17 protein-coding genes and 1 pseudogene are annotated in these 20156 nt (G+C 72.9%); 16 read left to right on the forward strand and 2 right to left on the reverse strand.

Going from position 1 to position 20156, the window contains the following annotated elements; genetic code table 11:
• Positions 1-37: 37 nt before the first annotated feature.
• The 15 genes and pseudogenes from argC (at position 38) to ACFQRF_RS26505 (ending at position 17210) form a co-directional block, all read left to right on the forward strand.
• Complete coding sequence (gene argC / locus ACFQRF_RS26435; protein WP_379874032.1) at positions 38-1066, forward strand: N-acetyl-gamma-glutamyl-phosphate reductase; 1029 nt, start codon at positions 38-40, stop codon at positions 1064-1066.
• Positions 1067-1169: 103 nt separating this feature from the next.
• Positions 1170-2321, forward strand: a complete 1152-nt coding sequence (argJ, locus tag ACFQRF_RS26440) for a bifunctional glutamate N-acetyltransferase/amino-acid acetyltransferase ArgJ (RefSeq protein ID WP_379874033.1) — start codon at positions 1170-1172, stop codon at positions 2319-2321.
• On the forward strand, positions 2318-3283 hold the full coding sequence (gene argB, locus ACFQRF_RS26445; protein WP_379874035.1) for an acetylglutamate kinase: 966 nt from the start codon (positions 2318-2320) through the stop codon (positions 3281-3283). Before argJ ends, argB begins: the two co-directional genes overlap by 4 nt.
• Positions 3280-4494, forward strand: a complete 1215-nt coding sequence (locus tag ACFQRF_RS26450; protein WP_379874036.1) for an acetylornithine transaminase — start codon at positions 3280-3282, stop codon at positions 4492-4494. The genes argB and ACFQRF_RS26450 overlap by 4 nt, the downstream gene beginning before the upstream one ends.
• A 50-nt stretch (positions 4495-4544) precedes the next feature.
• Positions 4545-5477 (forward strand): ornithine carbamoyltransferase, encoded by a 933-nt coding sequence (argF, locus tag ACFQRF_RS26455; protein WP_379874058.1) that lies wholly within the window; start codon positions 4545-4547, stop codon positions 5475-5477.
• Positions 5478-5575: 98 nt separating this feature from the next.
• Entirely contained in the window at positions 5576-6091 is a 516-nt protein-coding gene (locus ACFQRF_RS26460; RefSeq protein ID WP_379874038.1) for an arginine repressor, read from the forward strand.
• 73 nt (positions 6092-6164) lie between these two features.
• Positions 6165-7367, forward strand: a complete 1203-nt coding sequence (locus ACFQRF_RS26465) for an argininosuccinate synthase (RefSeq protein ID WP_379874040.1) — start codon at positions 6165-6167, stop codon at positions 7365-7367.
• Between the two features lie 77 nt (positions 7368-7444).
• A complete protein-coding gene (gene argH / locus ACFQRF_RS26470) occupies positions 7445-8866 on the forward strand; it encodes an argininosuccinate lyase (protein ID WP_379874041.1) in 1422 nt (473 codons plus the stop codon).
• A gap of 448 nt (positions 8867-9314) precedes the next feature.
• Positions 9315-12041 carry a sensor histidine kinase gene (locus ACFQRF_RS26475; protein ID WP_379874043.1) on the forward strand — a complete coding sequence of 909 codons (2727 nt, stop codon included), beginning with the start codon at positions 9315-9317 and terminating at the stop codon, positions 12039-12041.
• Positions 12041-12475 carry a roadblock/LC7 domain-containing protein gene (locus ACFQRF_RS26480; RefSeq protein ID WP_379874045.1) on the forward strand — a complete coding sequence of 145 codons (435 nt, stop codon included), beginning with the start codon at positions 12041-12043 and terminating at the stop codon, positions 12473-12475. Before ACFQRF_RS26475 ends, ACFQRF_RS26480 begins: the two co-directional genes overlap by 1 nt.
• 185 nt (positions 12476-12660) lie before the next feature.
• The gene (locus tag ACFQRF_RS26485; RefSeq protein WP_379874060.1) at positions 12661-12969 is read left to right on the forward strand and encodes a DUF742 domain-containing protein; all 309 of its coding nucleotides are present in this window, start codon (positions 12661-12663) and stop codon (positions 12967-12969) included.
• Positions 12950-13549 carry a GTP-binding protein gene (locus ACFQRF_RS26490; RefSeq protein ID WP_379874046.1) on the forward strand — a complete coding sequence of 200 codons (600 nt, stop codon included), beginning with the start codon at positions 12950-12952 and terminating at the stop codon, positions 13547-13549. The genes ACFQRF_RS26485 and ACFQRF_RS26490 overlap by 20 nt, the downstream gene beginning before the upstream one ends.
• Positions 13550-13703: 154 nt before the next feature.
• Positions 13704-14571: pseudogene (locus ACFQRF_RS26495) on the forward strand (sirohydrochlorin chelatase).
• Positions 14572-14818: 247 nt separating this feature from the next.
• The gene (locus ACFQRF_RS26500; protein WP_379874048.1) at positions 14819-16861 is read left to right on the forward strand and encodes a sensor histidine kinase; all 2043 of its coding nucleotides are present in this window, start codon (positions 14819-14821) and stop codon (positions 16859-16861) included.
• Entirely contained in the window at positions 16851-17210 is a 360-nt protein-coding gene (locus ACFQRF_RS26505) for a DUF742 domain-containing protein (protein WP_379874049.1), read from the forward strand. The genes ACFQRF_RS26500 and ACFQRF_RS26505 overlap by 11 nt, the downstream gene beginning before the upstream one ends.
• Positions 17211-17277: 67 nt before the next feature.
• On the opposite strand, the gene ACFQRF_RS26510 is transcribed toward ACFQRF_RS26505, so the two are convergent.
• Positions 17278-17922 (reverse strand): HNH endonuclease family protein, encoded by a 645-nt coding sequence (locus ACFQRF_RS26510; RefSeq protein WP_379874051.1) that lies wholly within the window; start codon positions 17920-17922, stop codon positions 17278-17280.
• Positions 17923-18212: 290 nt separating this feature from the next.
• Here ACFQRF_RS26510 and tyrS point away from each other — a divergent pair, with 290 nt between their 5' ends.
• Entirely contained in the window at positions 18213-19514 is a 1302-nt protein-coding gene (tyrS, locus tag ACFQRF_RS26515) for a tyrosine--tRNA ligase (protein ID WP_379874052.1), read from the forward strand.
• 315 nt (positions 19515-19829) lie between these two features.
• Here tyrS and ACFQRF_RS26520 read toward each other — a convergent pair.
• The coding region (locus ACFQRF_RS26520; protein ID WP_379874054.1) for a hypothetical protein at positions 19830-20156 on the reverse strand (327 nt) is incomplete at its 5' end.

Raw genomic sequence — 20156 nt, forward strand, 5'->3', positions numbered from 1 at the left:
GAAGCCTCGGCCGACGAGCAACGGGGGTAGAGCGGCGATGGGATACACGGCGGCGGTCGCCGGTGCCAGCGGGTACGCGGGCGGAGAGGTGCTGCGGCTGCTGCTCGGCCACCCGGAGATCGAGGTCGGAGCGGCCACCGCCGGCGGCAACGCCGGGAACCGCCTCGGCGAGGTCCAGCCGCACCTGCTCCCGCTGGCCGACCGTGTGCTCCAGGAGACCACCGCCGACTCGCTCGCCGGGCACGATCTCGTCTTCCTCGCGCTGCCGCACGGCCGGTCCGCGGCGGTCGCCGAGCAGCTCGGCGACGGCACCGTGGTCGTCGACTGCGGCGCCGACTTCCGGCTCGCCGACCCCGCCGCCTGGGAGAGCTTCTACGGCACCCCGCACGCCGGCACCTGGCCGTACGGGCTGCCCGAACTTCCCGGGGCGCGCGAACGGCTGCGCACCGCGCGGCGTATCGCCGTCCCCGGCTGCTACCCGACCGCCGGCACGCTGGCGCTCTTCCCGGCCTTCGCCGCCGGCCTCGCCGAGCCCGACGCCGTGATCGTCGCCGCGTCCGGCACGTCCGGCGCCGGCAAGGCGCCCAAACCGCACCTGCTCGGCAGCGAGGTCATGGGGTCGGCCACCGCCTACGGCGTCGGCGGCACGCACCGGCACACCCCGGAGTTCGCGCAGAACCTGTCCGCCGTCGCCGGCGCGCCCGTCACGGTCTCCTTCACCCCGGTGCTCGTCCCCATGGCACGCGGCATCCTGGCCACCTGCACCGCGCCGCTGCGGCCCGGCGTCACCGCCGCCGCGGTACGCGACGCCTACCAGAGCGCCTTCGCCGCCGAGCCGTTCGTCCACCTGCTCCCCGAGGGCACCTGGCCGGCCACCTCCATGACCCTCGGCGCCAACACCGCGCTGGTGCAGGTGGCCGTTGATGAGGCCGCCGGGCGGCTGGTCGCCGTCGCCGCCATCGACAACCTGACCAAGGGGACCGCCGGAGGCGCCGTGCAGAGCGCCAACCTCGCGCTCGGCCTGCCCGAAACCACCGGCCTCCCCGTCAGCGCGGTCGCGCCGTGACCGCCCGCCCCGGCAGGGGCGCCCTCCGATCCCTCCGACGTCCTCGATCGTTCCCCGCGCCTGCGCCCCGGCACGGGCCAAGCAGCGAGCGAAAGGCAGCAAAGTGAGCGTCACCGCACCCCGCGGCTTCCGGGCCGCAGGCGTGGCCGCCGGTCTCAAACCCGGCGGCGCGCGCGACGTCGCCGTCGTCATCAACGACGGCCCGTCGCGCGCCGCCGCCGCGGTCTTCACCAGCAACCGCGTCAAGGCGGCCCCCGTCCTGTGGTCGCAGCAGGTGCTGCGCGGCGGCCGGGTCCGCGCCGTCGTTCTCAACGCCGGCGGCGCCAACGCCTGCACCGGTGCGCCCGGCTTCCAGGACACCCACGCCACCGCCGAACGCGTGGCCGCCGCCCTGGCCGACTCCGCGGGCGAGATCGCCGTGTGCTCCACCGGTCTGATCGGCGAGCGGCTCGACATGCCCAAACTGCTGTCCGGTGCCGACGAGGCCGTCGCCACCGCCGCCCGCGACGGCGGACTCGCCGCCGCCGACGCCATCCGCACCACCGACACCGTCGCCAAGATCGCGTTCCGGCGCGGCTCCGGCTACACCATCGGCGGCATGGCCAAGGGCGCCGGCATGCTCGCGCCGTCCCTGGCCACCATGCTCTCGGTCATCACCACCGACGCCGACCTCACCGCCGAGCAGTGCGACCGCCTGCTGCGCGCCGCCACCCGCGTCACCTTCGACCGGGTCGACGCCGACGGCTGCACCTCCACCAACGACACCGTGCTGCTGCTCGCCAGCGGCGCAGCGGGCAGCGCCCCCGATGAGGCGGAGTTCGGCGCCCTGCTCACCGAGGTCTGCCATGACCTGGCCCGCCAGCTCATCGCCGACGCCGAGGGCGCGTCCAAGTCCATCGCCATCGAGGTGGTGGGCGCCGCCAGCGAGGACGACGCGGTCACCGTCGCCCGGGCCATCGCGCGCAACGCGCTGTTCAAGTGCGCGATCTACGGGCAGGATCCGAACTGGGGCCGTGTCCTGGCCGCCGTGGGGACCACCGACGCCGCCTTCGACCCCGACCACCTCAACGTCGCCATCAACGGCGTGTGGGTCTGCCGCGGCGGCGCCGTGGGCGACGACCGCGACAAGGTCGATCTGAAGCCCCGCGAGGTCACCGTCACCGTCGATCTCTCCGCCGGCAGCTCCGCCGCCACGGTGTGGACCACCGACCTGACCGTCGAATACGTGCACGAGAACTCGGCCTATTCCACATGATCTCCCGCGCGCACGAGCTGGCCCTCGACAAGGCCGGCACGCTCATCGAAGCCCTCCCGTGGCTGAGCCGCTTCCACGGCCGCACCGTGGTCGTCAAGTACGGCGGCCACGCCATGTCCGACCCCGAACTGCGCGCCCGGTTCGCCGAGAGCGTCGTCTTCCTCCGCTACGCCGGCCTGCGCCCCGTGGTGGTGCACGGCGGCGGCCCGCAGATCAACGCCCACCTGGACCGGCTCGGGGTGGAGAGCACCTTCACCGCCGGGCTGCGGGTCACCACGCCCGAGACGATGGACATCGTGCGGATGGTGCTCGTCGGCCAGGTCAACCGCGAGATCGTCGGGCTGATCAACCGGCACGGCCCGTTCGCCGTCGGCATGTCCGGCGAGGACGCCCACCTGCTCACCGCCGAGCGCAAGCCGGCCATCGTGGACGGCGAGCCCGTCGACATCGGCCTGGTCGGCGAGGTCGTCGCGGTCCGGCCCGGCGCCGTGCGCACCCTGCTGGACGACGGGCACATCCCCGTGGTCTCCAGCATCGCGCGCTCCGCTGAGGGCGTGTACAACGTGAACGCCGACACCGCCGCCGCGGCGCTCGCGGTGGGGCTGGAGGCCAGCAAACTCATCGTGCTGACCGACGTCGAGGGCCTGTACGCCGACTACCCGGCCAACACCGAGCTGATCAGCCGGCTCACCGCCGGGGAACTGGAGGGCCTGCTGCCCACCCTCTCCGCCGGCATGGTGCCCAAGATGGAGGCGTGCCTGCGCGCGGTCCGCGGGGGCGTCCCGCAGGCGCACGTGCTGGACGGCCGCATCGCGCACGCCATGCTGCTGGAGATCTTCACCGACGATGGCATCGGCACCATGGTGGTCGCCGACGCCGACGAATCCGCCGGCGAAGACCCCGGCGCCAGCACTGGCACGGCCGCCTCGGCGGCCACCGCCCCCGGAGGTGACCCCGCGTGAGCGCCACGACCGAACTCCAGGACCGATTCGCCGCCGTTCTCATGCCCAACTACGGCACGCCGCCGGTCGCGCTGGCCCGCGGCGAGGGCCGGTACGTCTGGGACGTCGACGGCAACCGCTACCTCGACCTCATCGCCGGCATCGCGGTCTCCGCCCTCGGACACGGCCACCCCGCTCTCGTCGAGGCCGTCACCCGCCAGGCCGGACTGCTCGCCCACACCAGCAACCTGTTCCTGCACGAGGGCGAGGTGCGGCTCGCCGAGCGGCTGGTCGCCCTGCTCGGCGGCGACGCCCGGGTGTTCTTCGCCAACTCCGGCACCGAGGCCAACGAGGCGGCCCTCAAGCTCGTCCGGCGCGCCGCGGGCCCCGACCGCGACTACGTCGTCTCCACCGTCGCCGGGTTCCACGGGCGCACCACGGGCGCCCTCGCCCTCACCGGCAAGCCCGCGATCCGCGACCCGTTCGGCCCCTTCGGGCTGGACGTCCGGTTCGTCCCCTACGGTGACGGCGCCGCGCTGCGCGCCGCCGTCACCGACCGCTGCCAGGGTGTCTTCGTCGAACCCACCCAGGGCGAGGCCGGGATCGTCACCCCGCCCGAGGGCTACCTGACCGAGGTCCGGGAGATCTGCGACGCTACGGGCGCGGTGTTCGTCCTCGACGAGATCCAGAGCGGCGTCGGCCGCACCGGGCACTGGTTCGCCCACCAGGGCGCCGGCGTCCGCCCCGACGTCCTCACGCTCGCCAAGGGCCTCGGCGGCGGGCTGCCCATCGGAGCGTGCGTCGGCTTCGGCCCCTTCGGCGGCGCCTTCCGCAAGGGCGATCACGGGTCCACCTTCGGCGGCAACCCGGTCGCCGTCGCCGCGGCGCTGGCGGTCCTCGACGTGATCGAAGAGGAGAAGCTGCTGGACAACGCCGCCGCGCAGGGCGACCTGCTCGCCGGGCAGGTCCGGGAGATCGGCTCCTCCCTGGTCACCGCGGTCCGCGGCGCCGGCCTGTGGCGGGCCGTGCAGCTCGCCGCACCCGTCGCCGCGGACGTGCAGGCCGTGGCCGCCGCGCACGGATTCCTCGTCAACGCGGTCGCGCCCGACACCGTCCGCATCGCCCCGCCGCTGACCATCACCCGGGACGAGGTCCTGGAGTTCACCGGAGCCCTGCCCACCATCCTCGCCGAGGCCGCCGACGCCACCGACTCCATCACGAAGGGAGCCTGACCGTGCCCGAGCCGACCACGCACGCATCCCCGGGCGAGACCGCCCCCGGCGTGCGGCATTTCCTGCGCGACGACGACCTCACCGCCGCCGAGCAGGCCGCCGTCCTCGACCTCGCCGACGCGATGAAGAAGGACCGGTTCGCGCACCGCCCGCTGGCCGGCCCCGAGACCGTCGCGCTGATCTTCGACAAGCCCTCCACCCGGACCAGGGTCTCCTTCGCCGTCGGCGTCGCCGACCTCGGTGGGCAGCCGCTGGTCATCGACGCCCAGACCAGCCAGCTCGGCCGCGGCGAGCCCATCGAGGACACCGCCCGGGTGCTCGACCGCCAGTGCGCCGCCATCGTCTGGCGCACCTTCGAGCAGGCGCGCATCGAGGCCATGGCCTCCGTCAGCCGGGTGCCGGTGATCAACGCCCTCACCGACCTGTTCCACCCCTGCCAGATCCTCGCCGACCTGCAGACGGTCCGCGAACACAAGGGCCGGCTCGCCGGTCTCACGCTGGCCTACTTCGGCGACGGCGCGAACAACATGGCGCACTCCTATCTCCTCGGCGGCGCCCTCGCCGGCATGCACGTCCGGATCAGCGCGCCCGAGGGCTACCACCCCGACGCCGCCGTGCTGGCGCGCGCCCAGGAGATCGCCGCCGGGACCGGCGGCTCCGCGGAGGTGATCGTGAACCCGGTCACCGCCGCCGCCCACGCCGACGTGCTCGCCACCGACGTCTGGACCTCCATGGGCCAGGAGGCCGAGGCAGCCGAGCGCGTCGAGCCGTTCCGCGCCTACATGGTGGACGAACTCCTGCTCGGGGTCGCCGCCTCCGACGCCGTCGTGCTGCACTGCCTGCCCGCGCACCGCGGCGAGGAGATCGCGGCGGACGTCATCGACGGCCCGCACAGCGTCGTGTGGGACCAGGCCGAGAACCGCAGGCACGCGCAGAAGGCGCTGCTGGCGTTCCTGCTCGGCCGCGGAGACCAGCGACGATGACGGGCCGCTCTGCCGGAGGGCACCACGGCGACGGGGACCGCCACCACGGCCCCTCGCCGGGTGCCGGGACAGAACGGCCCGCGACCAACGACCACGCGGTGTCGGCGCCCCTGACCAAGGCCGCCCGCCACGCCCGGATCACCGAGGCGCTCACCCGCAACGACGTCCGCTCCCAGAGCGAGCTGGCCCGGTTGCTGGCGGAGTCCGGAGTGCAGGTCACCCAGGCCACGCTCTCGCGGGACCTCGACGAACTCGGCGCGGTCAAGCTCCGCACCGTCGACGGCAACCTGGTCTACGTCCTGCCGGGCGAAGGCGGCGAGCGCCTCCAGCGGGCGCGCCCCGACACCCTGGACCTGGAGCACCTGACCAACTCACGCCTCACCCGCCTCGCCGAGGACCTGCTGGTCTCGGCGGAATCGTCGGCCAACATGGTGATCGTCCGCACCCCGCCGGGCGCGGCGCAGTACCTGGCCTCGGCGATCGACCACACCGACATCCCGGCCATCCTCGGGACCATCGCCGGAGACGACACCATCCTGGTGATCTCCCGCGACCCCCAGGGCGGGGCCGAACTCGCCGCCGCCCTGCTGCGGCTGGCCAGCCGGCGGCCCTGACCGCCGGCACATCCGGACATCGCGCGCACCGCGACCGGGCGCGCTCCACACCATCGTCGAAGGAGAACGTGTCATGACCGAGCGGGTCGTACTCGCCTACTCCGGAGGGCTCGACACCTCCGTCGCCATCGGCTGGATCGCCGAGGAGACCGGCGCCGAGGTCGTCGCCGTGGCCATCGACTGCGGCCAGGGCGGCGAGGACCTAGAGGTCGTCCGGCAACGCGCCCTGGACTGCGGCGCCGTCGAGGCGGTCGTCGCCGACGCCCGGGACGAGTTCGCCAGCCAGTACTGCGTCCCGGCGCTGCGGGCCAACGCCCTCTACCAGGACCGCTATCCGCTGGTCTCGGCGCTGTCCCGGCCGCTGATCGTCAAGCACCTCGCCGACGCCGCCCGCTACCACAACGCCACCATGGTCGCCCACGGCTGCACCGGGAAGGGCAACGACCAGGTCCGCTTCGAGGCCGGCCTGGCCGCGCTGTTCCCCGAGCTGAAGGTGCTCGCCCCGGTGCGCGACTCCGGCATGACCCGGGACAAGGCCATCGCCTTCGCGGAGGAGAAGGGCCTGCCCATCGACGTCACCAAGAAGTCCCCGTACTCCATCGACCAGAACCTGTGGGGCCGGGCCGTCGAGACCGGGTTCCTGGAGGACATCTGGAACGGTCCCATCGAGGACGTCTACGCCTACACCGACAACCCGGCCGAGCCGCGCGAGGCCGACGAGCTCGTCATCACCTTCCAGTCCGGCGTGCCCACCGCGGTCGACGGCAAGGAGCTCACCCCGCTGCAGGTCATCGAAGAGCTGAACCGCCGCGCCGGTGCGCAGGGCGTCGGCCGGATCGACATGGTCGAGGACCGGCTGGTCGGCATCAAGAGCCGCGAGGTCTACGAGGCGCCCGGCGCCGTGGCGCTGATCGCCGCCCACCAGGAGCTGGAGAACGTCACCGTCGAGCGCGAGCTGGCCCGGTTCAAGCGGGGCGTCGACCAGCGCTGGGGCGAGCTGGTGTACGACGGCCTGTGGTTCTCTCCGCTGAAGAAGGCCCTGGACGCGTTCATCGCCGAGGCCAACCAGAACGTCTCCGGCGACATCCGCATGGTGCTGCACGGCGGCCGCGCCGTCGTCACCGGCCGCCGCAGCGAAGCGTCGCTGTACGACTACGAACTGGCCACCTACGACACCGGCGACAAGTACGATCAGAGCCTGGCCCGCGGCTTCATCGACGTCTGGAGCATGCCGGCCAAGATCGCCAGCCTGCGCGACCAGAAGCTCGCCCAGTAGCCCGCACGACCGTGCGCGGGGCCGGCCGCGACCGGCCCCGCCGTCCGCCCCGACGACACGAACACGAGACCATTTTCATGACCAACCCGCAGCAGCCGGTGACCCGGCTCTGGGGCGGCCGCTTCGCCGGCGGCCCCTCCGAGGCGCTGGCCAGGCTCTCCCTGAGCACCCACTTCGACTGGCGGCTGGCCCAGCACGACATCGCCGGTTCCCGGGCGCACGCCCGCGTGCTGCGCGCGGCCGGGCTGCTCAGCGCCGACGAGCTCACCGAGATGCTCGCCGGCCTCGACCGGCTGTCGGCCGACGTCGCCTCCGGCGCGTTCCAGCCCGTGCTGGAGGACGAGGACGTGCACACCGCCCTGGAGCGCGGCTTCATCGAGCGGGTGGGCCCCGAGCTCGGCGGCCGGCTGCGCGCCGGGCGGTCCCGCAACGACCAGATCGCCACCCTGGTGCGGATGTACCTGCGCGAGCAGGCCCGTCTGCTCGCGGACGGCGTCCTGGACCTGGTCGCGGCGCTGGCCGAGCAGGCGCGCGGCAACATCGACGTCGCCATGCCCGGGCGCACCCACCTGCAGCACGCGCAGCCGGTGCTGCTCGCCCACCACCTGCTCGCGCACGCCTGGCCGCTCATCCGCGACGTCGAGCGGCTGCGCGACTGGGACCGGCGCGCCGACGTCTCGCCGTACGGCTCGGGCGCGCTCGCGGGCTCCTCGCTCGGCCTGGACCCCGAGGCGGTCGCGGCCGACCTCGGCTTCTCCACATCGGCGGAGAACTCCATCGACGGCACGGCGGCGCGCGACGTCGTGGCGGAGTTCGCCTTCGTCGCGGCGATGATCGGCGTCGACCTGTCGCGGCTCGCCGAAGAGATCATCCTGTGGTCCACCAAGGAGTTCTCCTTCGTGACCCTGGACGACGCCTTCGCCACCGGCTCCTCGATCATGCCGCAGAAGAAGAACCCCGACATCGCCGAGCTGGCGCGCGGCAAGGCGGGGCGGCTCGTCGGTGATCTGGCGGGCCTGCTCACCACGCTGAAGGGCCTCCCGCTCGCCTACAACCGCGACCTGCAGGAGGACAAGGAGCCGGTGTTCGACGCCGTCGACACCCTCCAGCTGCTGCTGCCCGCCTTCACCGGCATGGTGGCGACGCTGACCTTCAACGGGCCGCGCATGGCCGAACTCGCGCCGCAGGGCTTCTCGCTGGCCACCGACATCGCCGAGTGGCTGGTGCGCGAGGGCGTGCCGTTCCGCGAGGCGCACGAGCTGGCCGGCGCGTGCGTGCGCGCCTGCGAGGAACGCGGCGTCGACCTTCCGGACCTCTCCGACGCCGAGTTCGCCGCGATCTCCCCGGCCCTCACACCACGGGTGCGCGAGGTGCTGACCGTCGAAGGGTCGCTGGAGTCGCGCGCCGGCAAGGGCGGCACGGCGCCCAAGCGGGTCGCCGAGCAACTGGACCGCCTGGGCGCGGCCGTCGAGCGGCATCGGGCGTTCACCGCCGGCTGACCCGGCAAGCAACGCGACACCGGCGGCTCCGCGCGCACCGCGGAGCCGCCGGCCCGCCGGCCCGCCGGCCCGCCGGGCCATGATATGACGACAAGTGCCGTCGAACCCGGCCGATAACGCGAATGCCGCAAATTGTGAAGCTTTCAGCGTGGTTTTCGGCAAAACCGGCGCCATCGGCGCTGTCGATGCTGTAGCGTCCAGGTCCTGTGGGCCAGAGGGCACACGCTCTCCGGTACAGGCGACAGGACGGCTCCATGCCGAGCGGGGGAGACGCCAGCGGCCAACGGCCGCGTACGGAAGAGCTGCCCTGACCCTCCTCCTCCGCATCCTGTTCGACGTCACCCCCTGTCGAGCCGCGTCCGGCGCCGGAACGCCACGCGGTGGGAGGAGCTGAATGGGCCGGTCGGCTGGCAGCGGTCGCAGCATCAGATCCCAGCTCAACGGGATCGTGCTGATACCCAGCATCACCTTCCTCCTGCTGTTCCTCTCCCTCAGCGGCGCCACCCTGGCGCAGGCGTTCTCACTGCGGGCCGCCACCGCCGAGGGCGAGAGCGGCGTTCTCCTCTTCCACGCGATGGTGGAGCTGCAGCAGGAGCGCCGGCTGGCGGCCGAGTACCTCGCCGCCCCCTCCGACCGCCGGCAGCAGGCGTTCCAGGAGCAGGTCTCCGCCAGCGACGAGGCGATCCGCGCCATGGGGACCCGCGAGGAACAGCCCGGTTACGGTGGCGCCGAGGCCGAGCAGGCCGACGCGCTCTTCGCCCTGCTGGACGAGCGTCCCGTCCTGCGCGAGGAGGTGACGGGGCGCGGCATCGGGGACGACGAGGCCATCGAGCGGTACAGCGACCTCGTCGAGCGCGGCCACCGGCTCTACGACGCCCGCGGCCGCAACCTTCAGGACGGCCCCGCCGTGGCCGCCGCCGCCACCGCGGCCGACCTGATGCACACCCAGGAACTGCTCGCCCGGTCCGACGCCTTGCTCTCGGCCGGCATCGCCGCCGGCGAACTCACCCCCGGGGAGCGCAACCAGTTCACCGGCCTGGTCGCCAGCCACCAGGCGCACCTCCACTCCGTCGGCGCCGACCTCACCGGCGACACCGCCGACACCCACGAGGCCCTGCACGACAGCCCACAGTGGGCCGAGCTGGCGGCCGTGGCGCAGGCGGTGAGCGAGCAGGAGCCCGAGATCGCCACCGATCCGGTCACCGGCGAACAGGAGCGCTCCGACGCGCTCCCCGCCGCGGTCGACGGCTGGCGGGAGGCGGCCGACACCGTCGACGCCGAACTCATCGCCCTCGCCGACCTGCAGGTGGACGCGGCCGTCGCCGCGGCCGACTCCGCCGCCGCGCGCATCCTGACCGTCGCGATCGGCGGTGGCGTCATCGCGATGATCGCCGGCACCCTCGCCTACGCGGTCGCCTCCCGGTCCGCCGGCCGGCTCACCCACCGCCTCGCCCGGCTGCGCGCGGACACCCTCAGCCTGGCCAACGACGACCTGCCCAAGATCGTGCGGCGGCTCCAGGACGGCGAGCCCGTGGACGTCGACCGGGAGCTGACCACCCTCGACTACGGCGCCGACGAGGTGGGGCAGGTCGCCGACGCGTTCAACAACGCCCAGCGCACCGCGGTCTCCGCCGCCGTCAAACAGGCCGAGATCAGGGCCGGGGTCAACCGGGTCTTCCTCGGTATCGCGCACCGCAACCAGTCACTGGTGCAGCGCCAGCTCCAGCTCCTCGACCGCGTGGAGCGCGAGGAGGACGACCCCGACCTCCTGGAGGACCTCTTCCAGCTCGACCACCTCGCCACCCGCGGCCGCCGCAACGCCGAAAACCTCATCATCCTCGGCGGCGCCCAGCCGGGCCGCCGTTGGCGCAACCCCATCCCGCTGGTCGACATCCTGCGCGGGGCGGTCTCCGAGACCGAGGAGTACGCGCGCGTCAAGCTGCGGGTGGTGCCCACTCTGACCCTGCGCGGCGCGGTCGTGGCGGACATCATCCACCTCGTCGCCGAACTCGTGGAGAACGCCACCGCTTTCTCTCCGCCGCACACCAAGGTGGACATCCACAGCGAGATCGTGCCCAAGGGCGTGGTCGTGGAGATCGAGGACCGCGGCCTCGGCATGAGCGAGGAGGACTACGCCGCCGCCAACCGGACGCTGTCCCACGCCCCCGAATTCGACGTCATGGCGCTGAACGAGGACTCCCGGCTCGGGCTCTTCGTGGTCGCCCGGCTGGCCGCCAAACACGACATCGCCGTGCAGCTCTGCCCCTCGCCCTACGGCGGGACGCGCGCCGTCATCCTCATCCCCGCCGCGCTGATCGCCACCCAGGAGGGAACGGCGCCGACATGGCCGGCCCGCCCGGCCGAGCCGGCGTGGCGCGAGGGCGGCCTCCCGGCGCCGGCCGCCGAGGAGCGCGCCGGCGACCTGCTGGCGCCCCAGGACGCCGAGGCGGCCGAACAGCGGCCCGGCGCGCCGCTGCGGCTCCGCGCGACGCCTCCCCGGCCGGCCCACGACGACTCCGCCGAGCCCGCCCCGGACGGCCTCCGGCCGCCACGGCACGCCAGGCCGGTGACCGGCACTTCCGGCAACTCCGCCCGGTCGCTGGACTCCGTGCCGTATAACGGAACCGGTCAGGAGGAGGACCGGTCCACCCGGCGCGAACAGGAGGCCGCAGCCGCATGGGACGAGCACACGACACCGCCCGAGGACGCCGCCCGGCCGCCGCTGCCCGCCCGGCGCCCCCGCGGCGTCCCGGCACCCGCGCCCGCCGACACCCCCGGCACGAACGGCGACCCGGCGGTCGGCCCGGCGGTCGGCCCGGCCACGACGGGCACCGGCGGCCGGCCCCCGCTCCCCAAGCGCCGCCGCCAGACGCACCTGGCCCCCCAGCTTCGGGACGACCACGTCCCCACCGCGACGGCCGGCGCACCGGCGCGCAGCGCCCGCTCCCCCGAGGACGTGCGCCGCATGCTGAGCGCCTTCCAGAGCGGAACCCGGCGGGCCCGCGAGACCGAGGACGGGCCGGCGGAGTGGCCGGCGCCGGTCCCGGCCGGCACCGACGCGGGACCCCACTCGGCACCCGACCGCCCCGGGGGCGGTGACCGTCCGGCCGACACCGGACCGGCCGACGGCCGGACCGGCCGGCCGAGCGGCGACCACTCCCACGAGAGCGAATAATGGTGGAGATGAGCAACGTCACAGGTGACCTGAACTGGCTGCTCGACGACCTGGTGGACCGCGTCGTCGGCGCCGACCACGCCATCGTGCTGTCGGCCGATGGTCTCCTCATCGGCCGCTCCCGGGACCTGTCCACCGAGGACGGCGAACACCTCTCCGCGGTCGCCTCGGCGTTCCAGAGCCTGGCGCGGGGGACCGGCCGGCACTTCGGCGGCGGTGCCGTCCGGCAGACGATCGTCGAGATGGAGCACGCCTACCTGTTCGTCACCGCCGCCGGTGAGGGCGCCTGCCTGGCCGTCCTGGCCACGGAGGACGCCGACGTCGGACTGGTCGCCTACGAGATGAACATGCGGATCAAGCGGGTCGGGCAGTTCCTCAGCTCCGCCCCGCGCTTCCCCGAGACCGCCGGGTCCCCGGGCGGAACCGGAGCATGATCGCCGCGGAAGACGGCTGGGAGAACACGCCGCTCCCGGAGCCGCGTGCCCCCCGTGACCAGGTCCGCCGACCTCGCACGCCCGTGGACCGGTTGCCCGGGCGGCGCCGCGGGGCGGCGCGGCCCGGCGACGACGACTTCTCCATCACCGACGCCGCCGCGGGCCCCCTGGTCCGCCCCTACGCGATGACGGGCGGCCGCACCCGGCCGGTCCAGTCCCAGCTCGACATGATCACCGTCGTGGTCGCCGCCCGAAGACCCCCGGAGACCACGGGGCTGGAACCCGAGCACCTGGAGATCCTGGACCTGTGCACCTCCCCGGTGTCGGTCGCGGAGGTCTCCGCCCGCCTCGACATTCCGCTGACCGTGGTCAAGGTCCTGGTGAGCGACCTCATCGCCAGGGGGGCCATGCTGGCCCGCGCGCCGCTGCCCACCGCGCAACTTCCCGAAAAGCACGTACTCCAGGCGGTACTCGATGGCATCCGTAGGCTCTGACCCTGGAACCGGCGACGCCGGCATTCCCCTCGCGGTCAAGCTCCTGGTCGCCGGCGGCTTCGGCGCCGGGAAGACGACGCTCGTGGGGGCGGTCAGCGAGATCACCCCGCTGAGCACCGAGGAGGTCATGACCGAGGCCAGCCTCGGGGTCGACGACCTCGCCGGCGTGGAACAGAAGACCACCACCACCGTCGCCCTCGACTTCGGCCGCATCACCGTCGACGACGACATCGTCCTCTACCTGTTCGGCACACCGGGCCAGGGCCGGTTCTGGTTCATGTGGGACGAGCTCGCCCAGGGGGCGCTCGGCTCCGTGGTGCTCGCCGACACCCGGCGGCTGGACACCTGCTTCCCCGCCGTCGACTTCTTCGAACACCGCGACATCCCGTTCGTCATCGCCGTTAACCGGTTCGACGGTTCCGACGACTACACCGAGGCCGAGGTACGCGAGGCGACCGACGTCCGCCCCGACGTTCCCATCATCATGGCCGACGCCCGCAGCCGCGAGTCGGGCAAGGAGGTGCTGCTGACCCTCGTCGAGCACGTCATGCGGCGCCGCAGCCTTGCGATGAGCGGCTGATGGCGGCGCGCCCGTCCGGATCACCGCCCGGCACCGATTCCCGGTTTCCGTTACCGTGACGGTACGAAGGGCAAGATCACCACTTCCGAGTCGTTAGCATTTTGGCGTGAACCCTGACAGTACCCAGAAACCGGACAGACTCCCTCCGCGCGACCTGCCCCGGCGCCGCTCTGGCCGGCATCGCAACCCGCTGTCCTTCGACAGCTGGGTCGGTACGCCGACGCTGGTGCTCGCCATCCCCGGTGCCGCCGACCCCGACGGGTACGGCCAGCAGATCGTCGACCTCGTACGGGCCTACCGTCCCGAGGTCGCCATCCGCTTCGGCTACACGGAGGGCACCGAGCATCCGCTCACCGAGGCACTCGCCGGCCTGGAGACCGGCGAGGGACGCGGCATCCGCGCCGTCGTGGTGCCGCTCGTCTCCGCCCTGCACCCCGCGACCCTGGAGGCCATCAACGGCGCCGTGACCGCCAGCGGCGTCACCGCCCGGGTCACCGGAAGGGCTCGGCCCGCACCCGATGCTCGCCGAGGTCCTGCACCTGCGGCTGGCCGAGGGCGGCTTCGTGCGTGCCGACCGCATGCGGCTGATCAGCGTGGTCGCCGCCACCGGGAGCATGGCCGACGGCGTCGTCGTCGGCTCCGTCGGCGGCGCCGACGCCGTGAGCTCCGCGGGCGTCACCGCCGTGCTGCTCGCCGCCCGGCTCGGCATCACGGTGCTCCCGGTCGATCTGGAGGATCCTGCGCACCTGGACGAGGTCTTCGGCCAGATGCGCAGCGCCGGATCCGTGCGCACCGTCCTCGCGCCCAGCATCATCGGCACCGAGTACCCGATGTCGGAGGTGGCCGCCATCGCGCAGCGCTACGGCGCGCGGGTGTGCGCCCCGCTCGGCGCGCACAGCACGCTCGCCAAGATCGCCGCGCTGCGCTACGCCGAGACCCTCAACGCCCTGGGCTTCGAACAGCCGCCCACGCTCGACGAACTGCCCGCCCCCGTCGGGTCGCGGCACCGCCCCGAGAGCTGAGCGGCCCGGCCCCCATCCCCGCCGCCGTCACGGCGACGCGCGTCCTCCTCGACGTGGCGCCGCCGCCACGGCGGCGGAGCCGTGTCGGCACCCGCCCGTAACCACGAATCGTCACGATGTGACCACGGCGCGCCACGGGTTCCGATAGCGTCATGTGCGCTTGGGCGTCATGGCGCGGCCGGACCGTTTCCAGCGTGCGCCTGTCCCGCTTCCGCACGCCATGCGCCCGTCCATCTGGGGAGGGGCCATGGGCCGACTACGTGCCGCCGCCGGGCGGAACAGCATCCGGCGCCAGCTCACGCGCAACGTGCTGATCCCGAGCGTCAGCTTCCTGCTGCTGTGGGCCATCATCGCCGCCGCGGGCAGCGGCCAGACCGCCGCTCTCGCGCTGGCCACCCTCAACGGCAGCGATGGCGTGGCCAGCCTCGGCGCCGTGGCGGCGGAACTCCGGCACGAACGCCGCGCCACCCAGGTCTTCCTCGGCGACACCGACCGGAAGGCCGCCAGCGCGCTCGACCACCAGCGCGCGAGCACCGACGAGGCGTTCCGCGCCGCCTACGAGCAGGCGTCCCGCCTGCTCGACCGGGGTGATCCGGAGATCCGGCACCGCACCCGCGACTTCTTCGAGAACTGGAAGACGCTGCCCGCCCTGCGCGGCAGCGTCTCGGCCGGCCGGCTCGACCGGGAGACCGCGCTCGTCCGCTACACCGACCTCATCAACGACATCCACCTGATCTCCGATGCGATCGTCATGCGGCTCAACGACGAACGCAGCCTCACCGAAGGCGTGCTCGCCCTCCAGCTGATGCGGGCCCGCGACTACTACTCGCAGGCCGACGCCCTGCTCAGCGGCGTGATCGCCGCCGGCGCCATGACCTACGAGGAGAGCGCGCACTTCGTCCACCTGACCGCCTCCTACCGCGATGTCCTCCGGGACTCCGAACACCACATGGCGCCCGCGGTGCGGGCCCACTACGACACCATGCGCACGGACGACCACTGGATCACGGTGACCCGCCTGTCCCAGGCGGTCGTCATGCGCGAGCCCGTCAACGGCGACGGCACCACCGGCCGGCCCGCCGGGTGGAACACCGAGGTTCCCGTGGGACTGCGCGAGTGGGAGACCGCTGCGGCCGCCGCCGCGCCGCTCTTCCACGACGTCGTCATCGCGCAGATCCAGTCCTCCATCGACAGCGCGTGGGTGGCCGTGCGCCACCGCATCCTCGTGAACGTCGGCGGGTGCCTGGCCGCCTTCGTCGCCGGAGTCACGGCGATCGTCGTGGCGCTGCGCTCCGCGCGCCGGCTCACCGGGCGGCTGCAGCGGCTGCGCGCCGACACCTTGGAGGTCGCCGACACCCGGCTGCCCGACATCGTGTCGCGCGCCCAGAACGGCGGGCGCGTCGACGTCGAGGCCGAGCTGCCGCCGCTCTCCTACGGCCAGGACGAGATCGGCGAGGTCGCCGACGCCTTCAACACCGCCCAGCGCACCGCGGTGCGCGCCGCCGTCAAGCAGGCCGAGATCCGCGAGGGCGCCAACCGGGTGTTCCTCGGCATCGCCTACCGCAATCAGGCCCTCGTGCAGCGCCAGCTCCGGCTGCTCGACGAGATCGAGTACGAGGAGGAGGACCCCCGGCGGCTGCAGAAACTCTTCCGCCTCGACCACCTCGCCACCCGTGGCCGCCGCTACGCCGACAACCTGATCATTCTCAGCGGCGCGCCTTCCGCCCGGCGCTGGCGGGAGCACCTTCCGCTGGTCGACGTGCTGCGCGCGGCCATCTCCGAGACCGAGGACTACCAGCGGGTGCGGCTGAAGTCGGCCCCCAAGGCGTGGGTGCACGGCGTCGCCGTCGCCGACGTCGTCCACCTCGTCGCCGAGCTGGTCGAGAACGCCACCCAGTTCTCGCCGGCCGGCGCCCCCGTGGACGTCAACAGCGGCCAGGTGCCCGGCGGCCTCGCCATCGACGTCGAGGACCGTGGCCTGGGCATGAGCGAGGAGGCCTACGCCGAAGCCAACCGCACCCTCGCCGACGCCCCCGAGTTCGACGTAATGGCGCTGCCCGACGAGCCGCGCCTGGGGCTGTTCGTCGTCGCGCGGCTCGCCGCCCGGCACGGGGTACGGGTGCGGCTGTGCCCGTCGCCCTACGGCGGCACCCGCGCGACCGCCGTCCTGCCGGACGCGCTGCTGCGCGACGTCCCTCCCGCTCACGAGGAGGTCCGCGAGCTGGTGCCGCGGCAGCTCGGCGGGGCGGACGGCGCCACAGGTTCGGGGGAGTGTCCCGGTGACCGGTGACGGCGGTTACCGGCCCGACCCCGGCCGGCTGCTCCGGCCGTTCGCGGTGGCCGCCGCCGGGGCGGACGACGCCGGCCTGGACATGCTCAGCCTGGTGGTCGCCACCCGGCCACCCGCCGACGCCGACCACCTCCTCCCCGAACGCGAGGCCGCGCTGAGCTGGTGCACGCGGCCGCGCACCATCGTGGAGCTGGCCGCCCGGCTGCAGTTGCCCATCAGGATGGCCAAGCTGCTGGTCGCCGGGATGATCGCCGACGGCTCCATGCGGCACTGCCGTCCGAGCGTGAGCGGCGCGGCCGTGGGGGAGGACGTGCTGCGCGCCGTGCTGGAGGGCCTGCGGGCGCTGTGACCACGGCGGCGCGCGAGGGGCCGGCACCCACACGGGCGCCGGCCCCTCCGGACCATCGATCAGCCGGTCAGCAGCGGGAGTCGAGCACGCTCTGCAGCGCCGACCGCTCGGCGGAGTCCACGCTCAGGTTCCACTCGTACTTGACGTTGATCCAGCTGCGCACGTAGGTGCAGTGGATGGAGGTGGACGGCGGCAGCCACTCGGCCGGGTCCTGATCGCTCTTGGACTGGTTGCTGGACCCGGAGACCGCCCACAGCTGCGGGGTGTCGATGTCGTTGGCGAACGCCTCGCGCTGGCTGGTCGACCAGGTGTCCGCGCCGGAGCGCCACGCTTCGGCGAGCGGCACCATGTGGTCGATCTGCACCTGCGAGGGAGTGCTCGTCCGCACGCCGTCATACGGGCTGGTCCAGCTGCCCGAGGTCGGGTAGCAGTCGTTGCCCACGGAGACGTTGTCACCGTCGCGGCGCAGCACGTACTCACGGGCGTTGCAGTTGCCCTCGACGGCGCTCCAGTGCGGGAACAGGTCGCGGTCGTAGGGGGAGCCGGAACCCTCGGACTCGACGGTGAGCGCCGCGAGCTGGGAACGGGCCTCCGAGACGCTCGGGGGCGGGGGCGGGGCGGCCGAAGCGGGGGACGCCAGGCCGAGGGCGAGAAGCACGGACGCCGCGGTGGCCGTGAACAGGCCGGCGGCACGGGCGACAGGGGATCGCATCAACGGTCTCCAAGCAGGAGCGGGTGCTTTCGGACGTAGTCACCTTGATCGGGGACGGCGGCTCAGGCAATAGCCCGGCGTGAACTACAGGTGACATGTCGTGTCCGGATGTGGCCACGGTGCCCGATTCGGCGCACGGGCGCGGGCGATCGGGCACGCGGAAGAGCCTGGCGGGGCGGCGCCTCCGCGGCGACGCCGCGGCGGGCGAGCGGCTACCGTAGAGGACGTCCGTGCGGGCCAGCGGGCCGCTGGGCACGGTAGAACGTCACCATTTCGACGGAAAGACCACAGTGACTGACATCATCGACGAACTCGAATGGCGCGGGCTGCTCGCGCAGACGACCGACCTTGACGAACTTCGCAAGGCGCTCGCCGATGGTCCGGTCACCCTCTATTGCGGCTTCGATCCGACAGCGGGCAGCCTGCACGTCGGACACCTCACCCAGATCCTCACCCTCGCCCGGTTCCAGCGCGCCGGCCACCGGCCGATCGCGCTGGTGGGCGGCGGCACCGGCCTGATCGGCGACCCCAAGCCGAACGCCGAGCGCACGCTCAACTCGCTGGAGACCGTCGAGGGCTGGGTCGGCGTGCTCGGCCGGCAGCTCTCCGCCTTCCTCCGGTTCCCCACCGAGGGCATGGCCGCGGAGCCCACCGACGCGATCCTGGCGAACAACGGCGACTGGCTGCGCGAGCTGTCCGCCATCGAGCTGCTGCGCGACGTCGGCAAGCACTTCAGCGTCAACCAGATGCTGGCGCGCGAGACGGTGCGGTCCCGGCTGGACGGCGCCGGAATGAGCTACACCGAGTTCAGTTACGTGCTGCTGCAGTCCTACGACTACGTCGAGCTGTACCGCCGGCACGGCTGCACGCTGCAGATCGGCGGCAGCGACCAGTGGGGCAACATCACGTCGGGGCTCGACCTCATCCGCCGCGTCACCGGCAACGAGCCGCACGGCCCGGCACACGCCCTGACCACGAACCTGCTGACCAAGGCCGATGGCACGAAGTTCGGCAAGACCGAGACCGGCACGGTGTGGCTGGACCCGGAGCTGACGACCCCGTACGCCTTCTACCAGTTCTGGTTCAACGCCGACGACCGGGACGTGGCGCGGTACCTGCGGGTGTTCAGTTTCCGCGAGCGCGCGGAGATCGAGGACCTGGAGCGCCAGACCACCGAACGCCCCGCCGCACGCGCCGCCCAGCGGGCGCTTGCCGAGGAGCTGACCACGCTGGTGCACGGCGCGGAGGAGTGCCGCAAGGTGGTCGAGGCCAGCAGGGCGCTCTTCGGCCAGGGGGAGCTCTCCGAGCTCGACCCCGCCACTCTGGGCGCCGCACTGGCGGAGGTGCCCGGCACGGAGGTCGCGGGCCCGGTGGAGTCGCTGCCCCCGGTCGTCGACCTGCTCGCCGCGACCGGTCTGGTCCCCAGCAAGTCGGCGGCCCGTCGCGCCGTGCAGGAGGGCGGCGCCTACCTGAACAACGCGAAGGTCACCGATGTGGACGCGCGCGTCTCCGCGGCGGACCTGCTGCACGGGCGCTACCTGGTACTGCGACGCGGCAAGCGCAACGTCGGCGGAGTGCTGGTGCGCCTTTAGCACCGGCCGATGTCCCGCAGGGTGCCCCGCCCGAGCGTCGCTCTCGGGCGGGGCACCGCCGTTGCCGGCGCCGGGCACCGCTGGCCAGGCCAGACGATGACCGGGAAGATTCTTTGGCCGGAGCGTGTTTAGCCGACGAACCGCAGGGGCAGGTATGGCCTTGCAACAAACGAACCTGACGTACCACACGGGCCGCTCCCCGGCTCGGGTGAGCACGGGAGGCAGGGGCCTGACCCAAGGCCCGCAGCCCGGCACCCAGGAACACTCTCCTGGGGCTGGATCCTGATTTGACGCCCTCGTGCGCGGACTCTATGGTTACCAATGCCCAACGGGGCGATGGGTGGTCACGACCACCGTCGCGGACCGTGTGGCAGCAATCCGAGGATCACTGGCCGAGGGGTTCACCAAGGCTGGTAATCTCTTCTCTTGGGTCTCCGACAAGAGAATTCGGGAAGCTTTATCAGATGGATTTCCCGGAAACGCCGATTTGGCGGGACCGAGAACAGCTGGTAAATTGGAGACACAACAAAGCGGATTCGCCGCCTCGATAGAAGAGCTGGTTCCGGGTTGTTCCGGTGGCTTGTATACGAGTGAAGCGGTTGTTTCTTGAGAACTCAACAGCGCGTGTTTGTTTTCTTTGTG

The organism is Marinactinospora rubrisoli (genome assembly GCF_042664915.1).
Lineage (GTDB): Bacteria > Actinomycetota > Actinomycetes > Streptosporangiales > Streptosporangiaceae > Marinitenerispora > Marinitenerispora rubrisoli.

Bases quoted from the DNA above. Each gene is read 5' to 3' on its own strand.
- argC (WP_379874032.1), top strand. From the start codon at position 38: ATGGGATACACGGCGGCGGTCGCCGGTGCCAGCGGGTACGCGGGCGGA.
- argB (WP_379874035.1), top strand. From the start codon at position 2,318: ATGATCTCCCGCGCGCACGAGCTGGCCCTCGACAAGGCCGGCACGCTC.
- ACFQRF_RS26465 (WP_379874040.1), top strand. From the start codon at position 6,165: ATGACCGAGCGGGTCGTACTCGCCTACTCCGGAGGGCTCGACACCTCC.
- argH (WP_379874041.1), top strand. From the start codon at position 7,445: ATGACCAACCCGCAGCAGCCGGTGACCCGGCTCTGGGGCGGCCGCTTC.
- ACFQRF_RS26480 (WP_379874045.1), top strand. From the start codon at position 12,041: ATGGTGGAGATGAGCAACGTCACAGGTGACCTGAACTGGCTGCTCGAC.
- ACFQRF_RS26485 (WP_379874060.1), top strand. From the start codon at position 12,661: ATGACGGGCGGCCGCACCCGGCCGGTCCAGTCCCAGCTCGACATGATC.
- ACFQRF_RS26490 (WP_379874046.1), top strand. From the start codon at position 12,950: ATGGCATCCGTAGGCTCTGACCCTGGAACCGGCGACGCCGGCATTCCC.
- ACFQRF_RS26500 (WP_379874048.1), top strand. From the start codon at position 14,819: ATGGGCCGACTACGTGCCGCCGCCGGGCGGAACAGCATCCGGCGCCAG.
- ACFQRF_RS26510 (WP_379874051.1), bottom strand. From the start codon at position 17,922: ATGCGATCCCCTGTCGCCCGTGCCGCCGGCCTGTTCACGGCCACCGCG.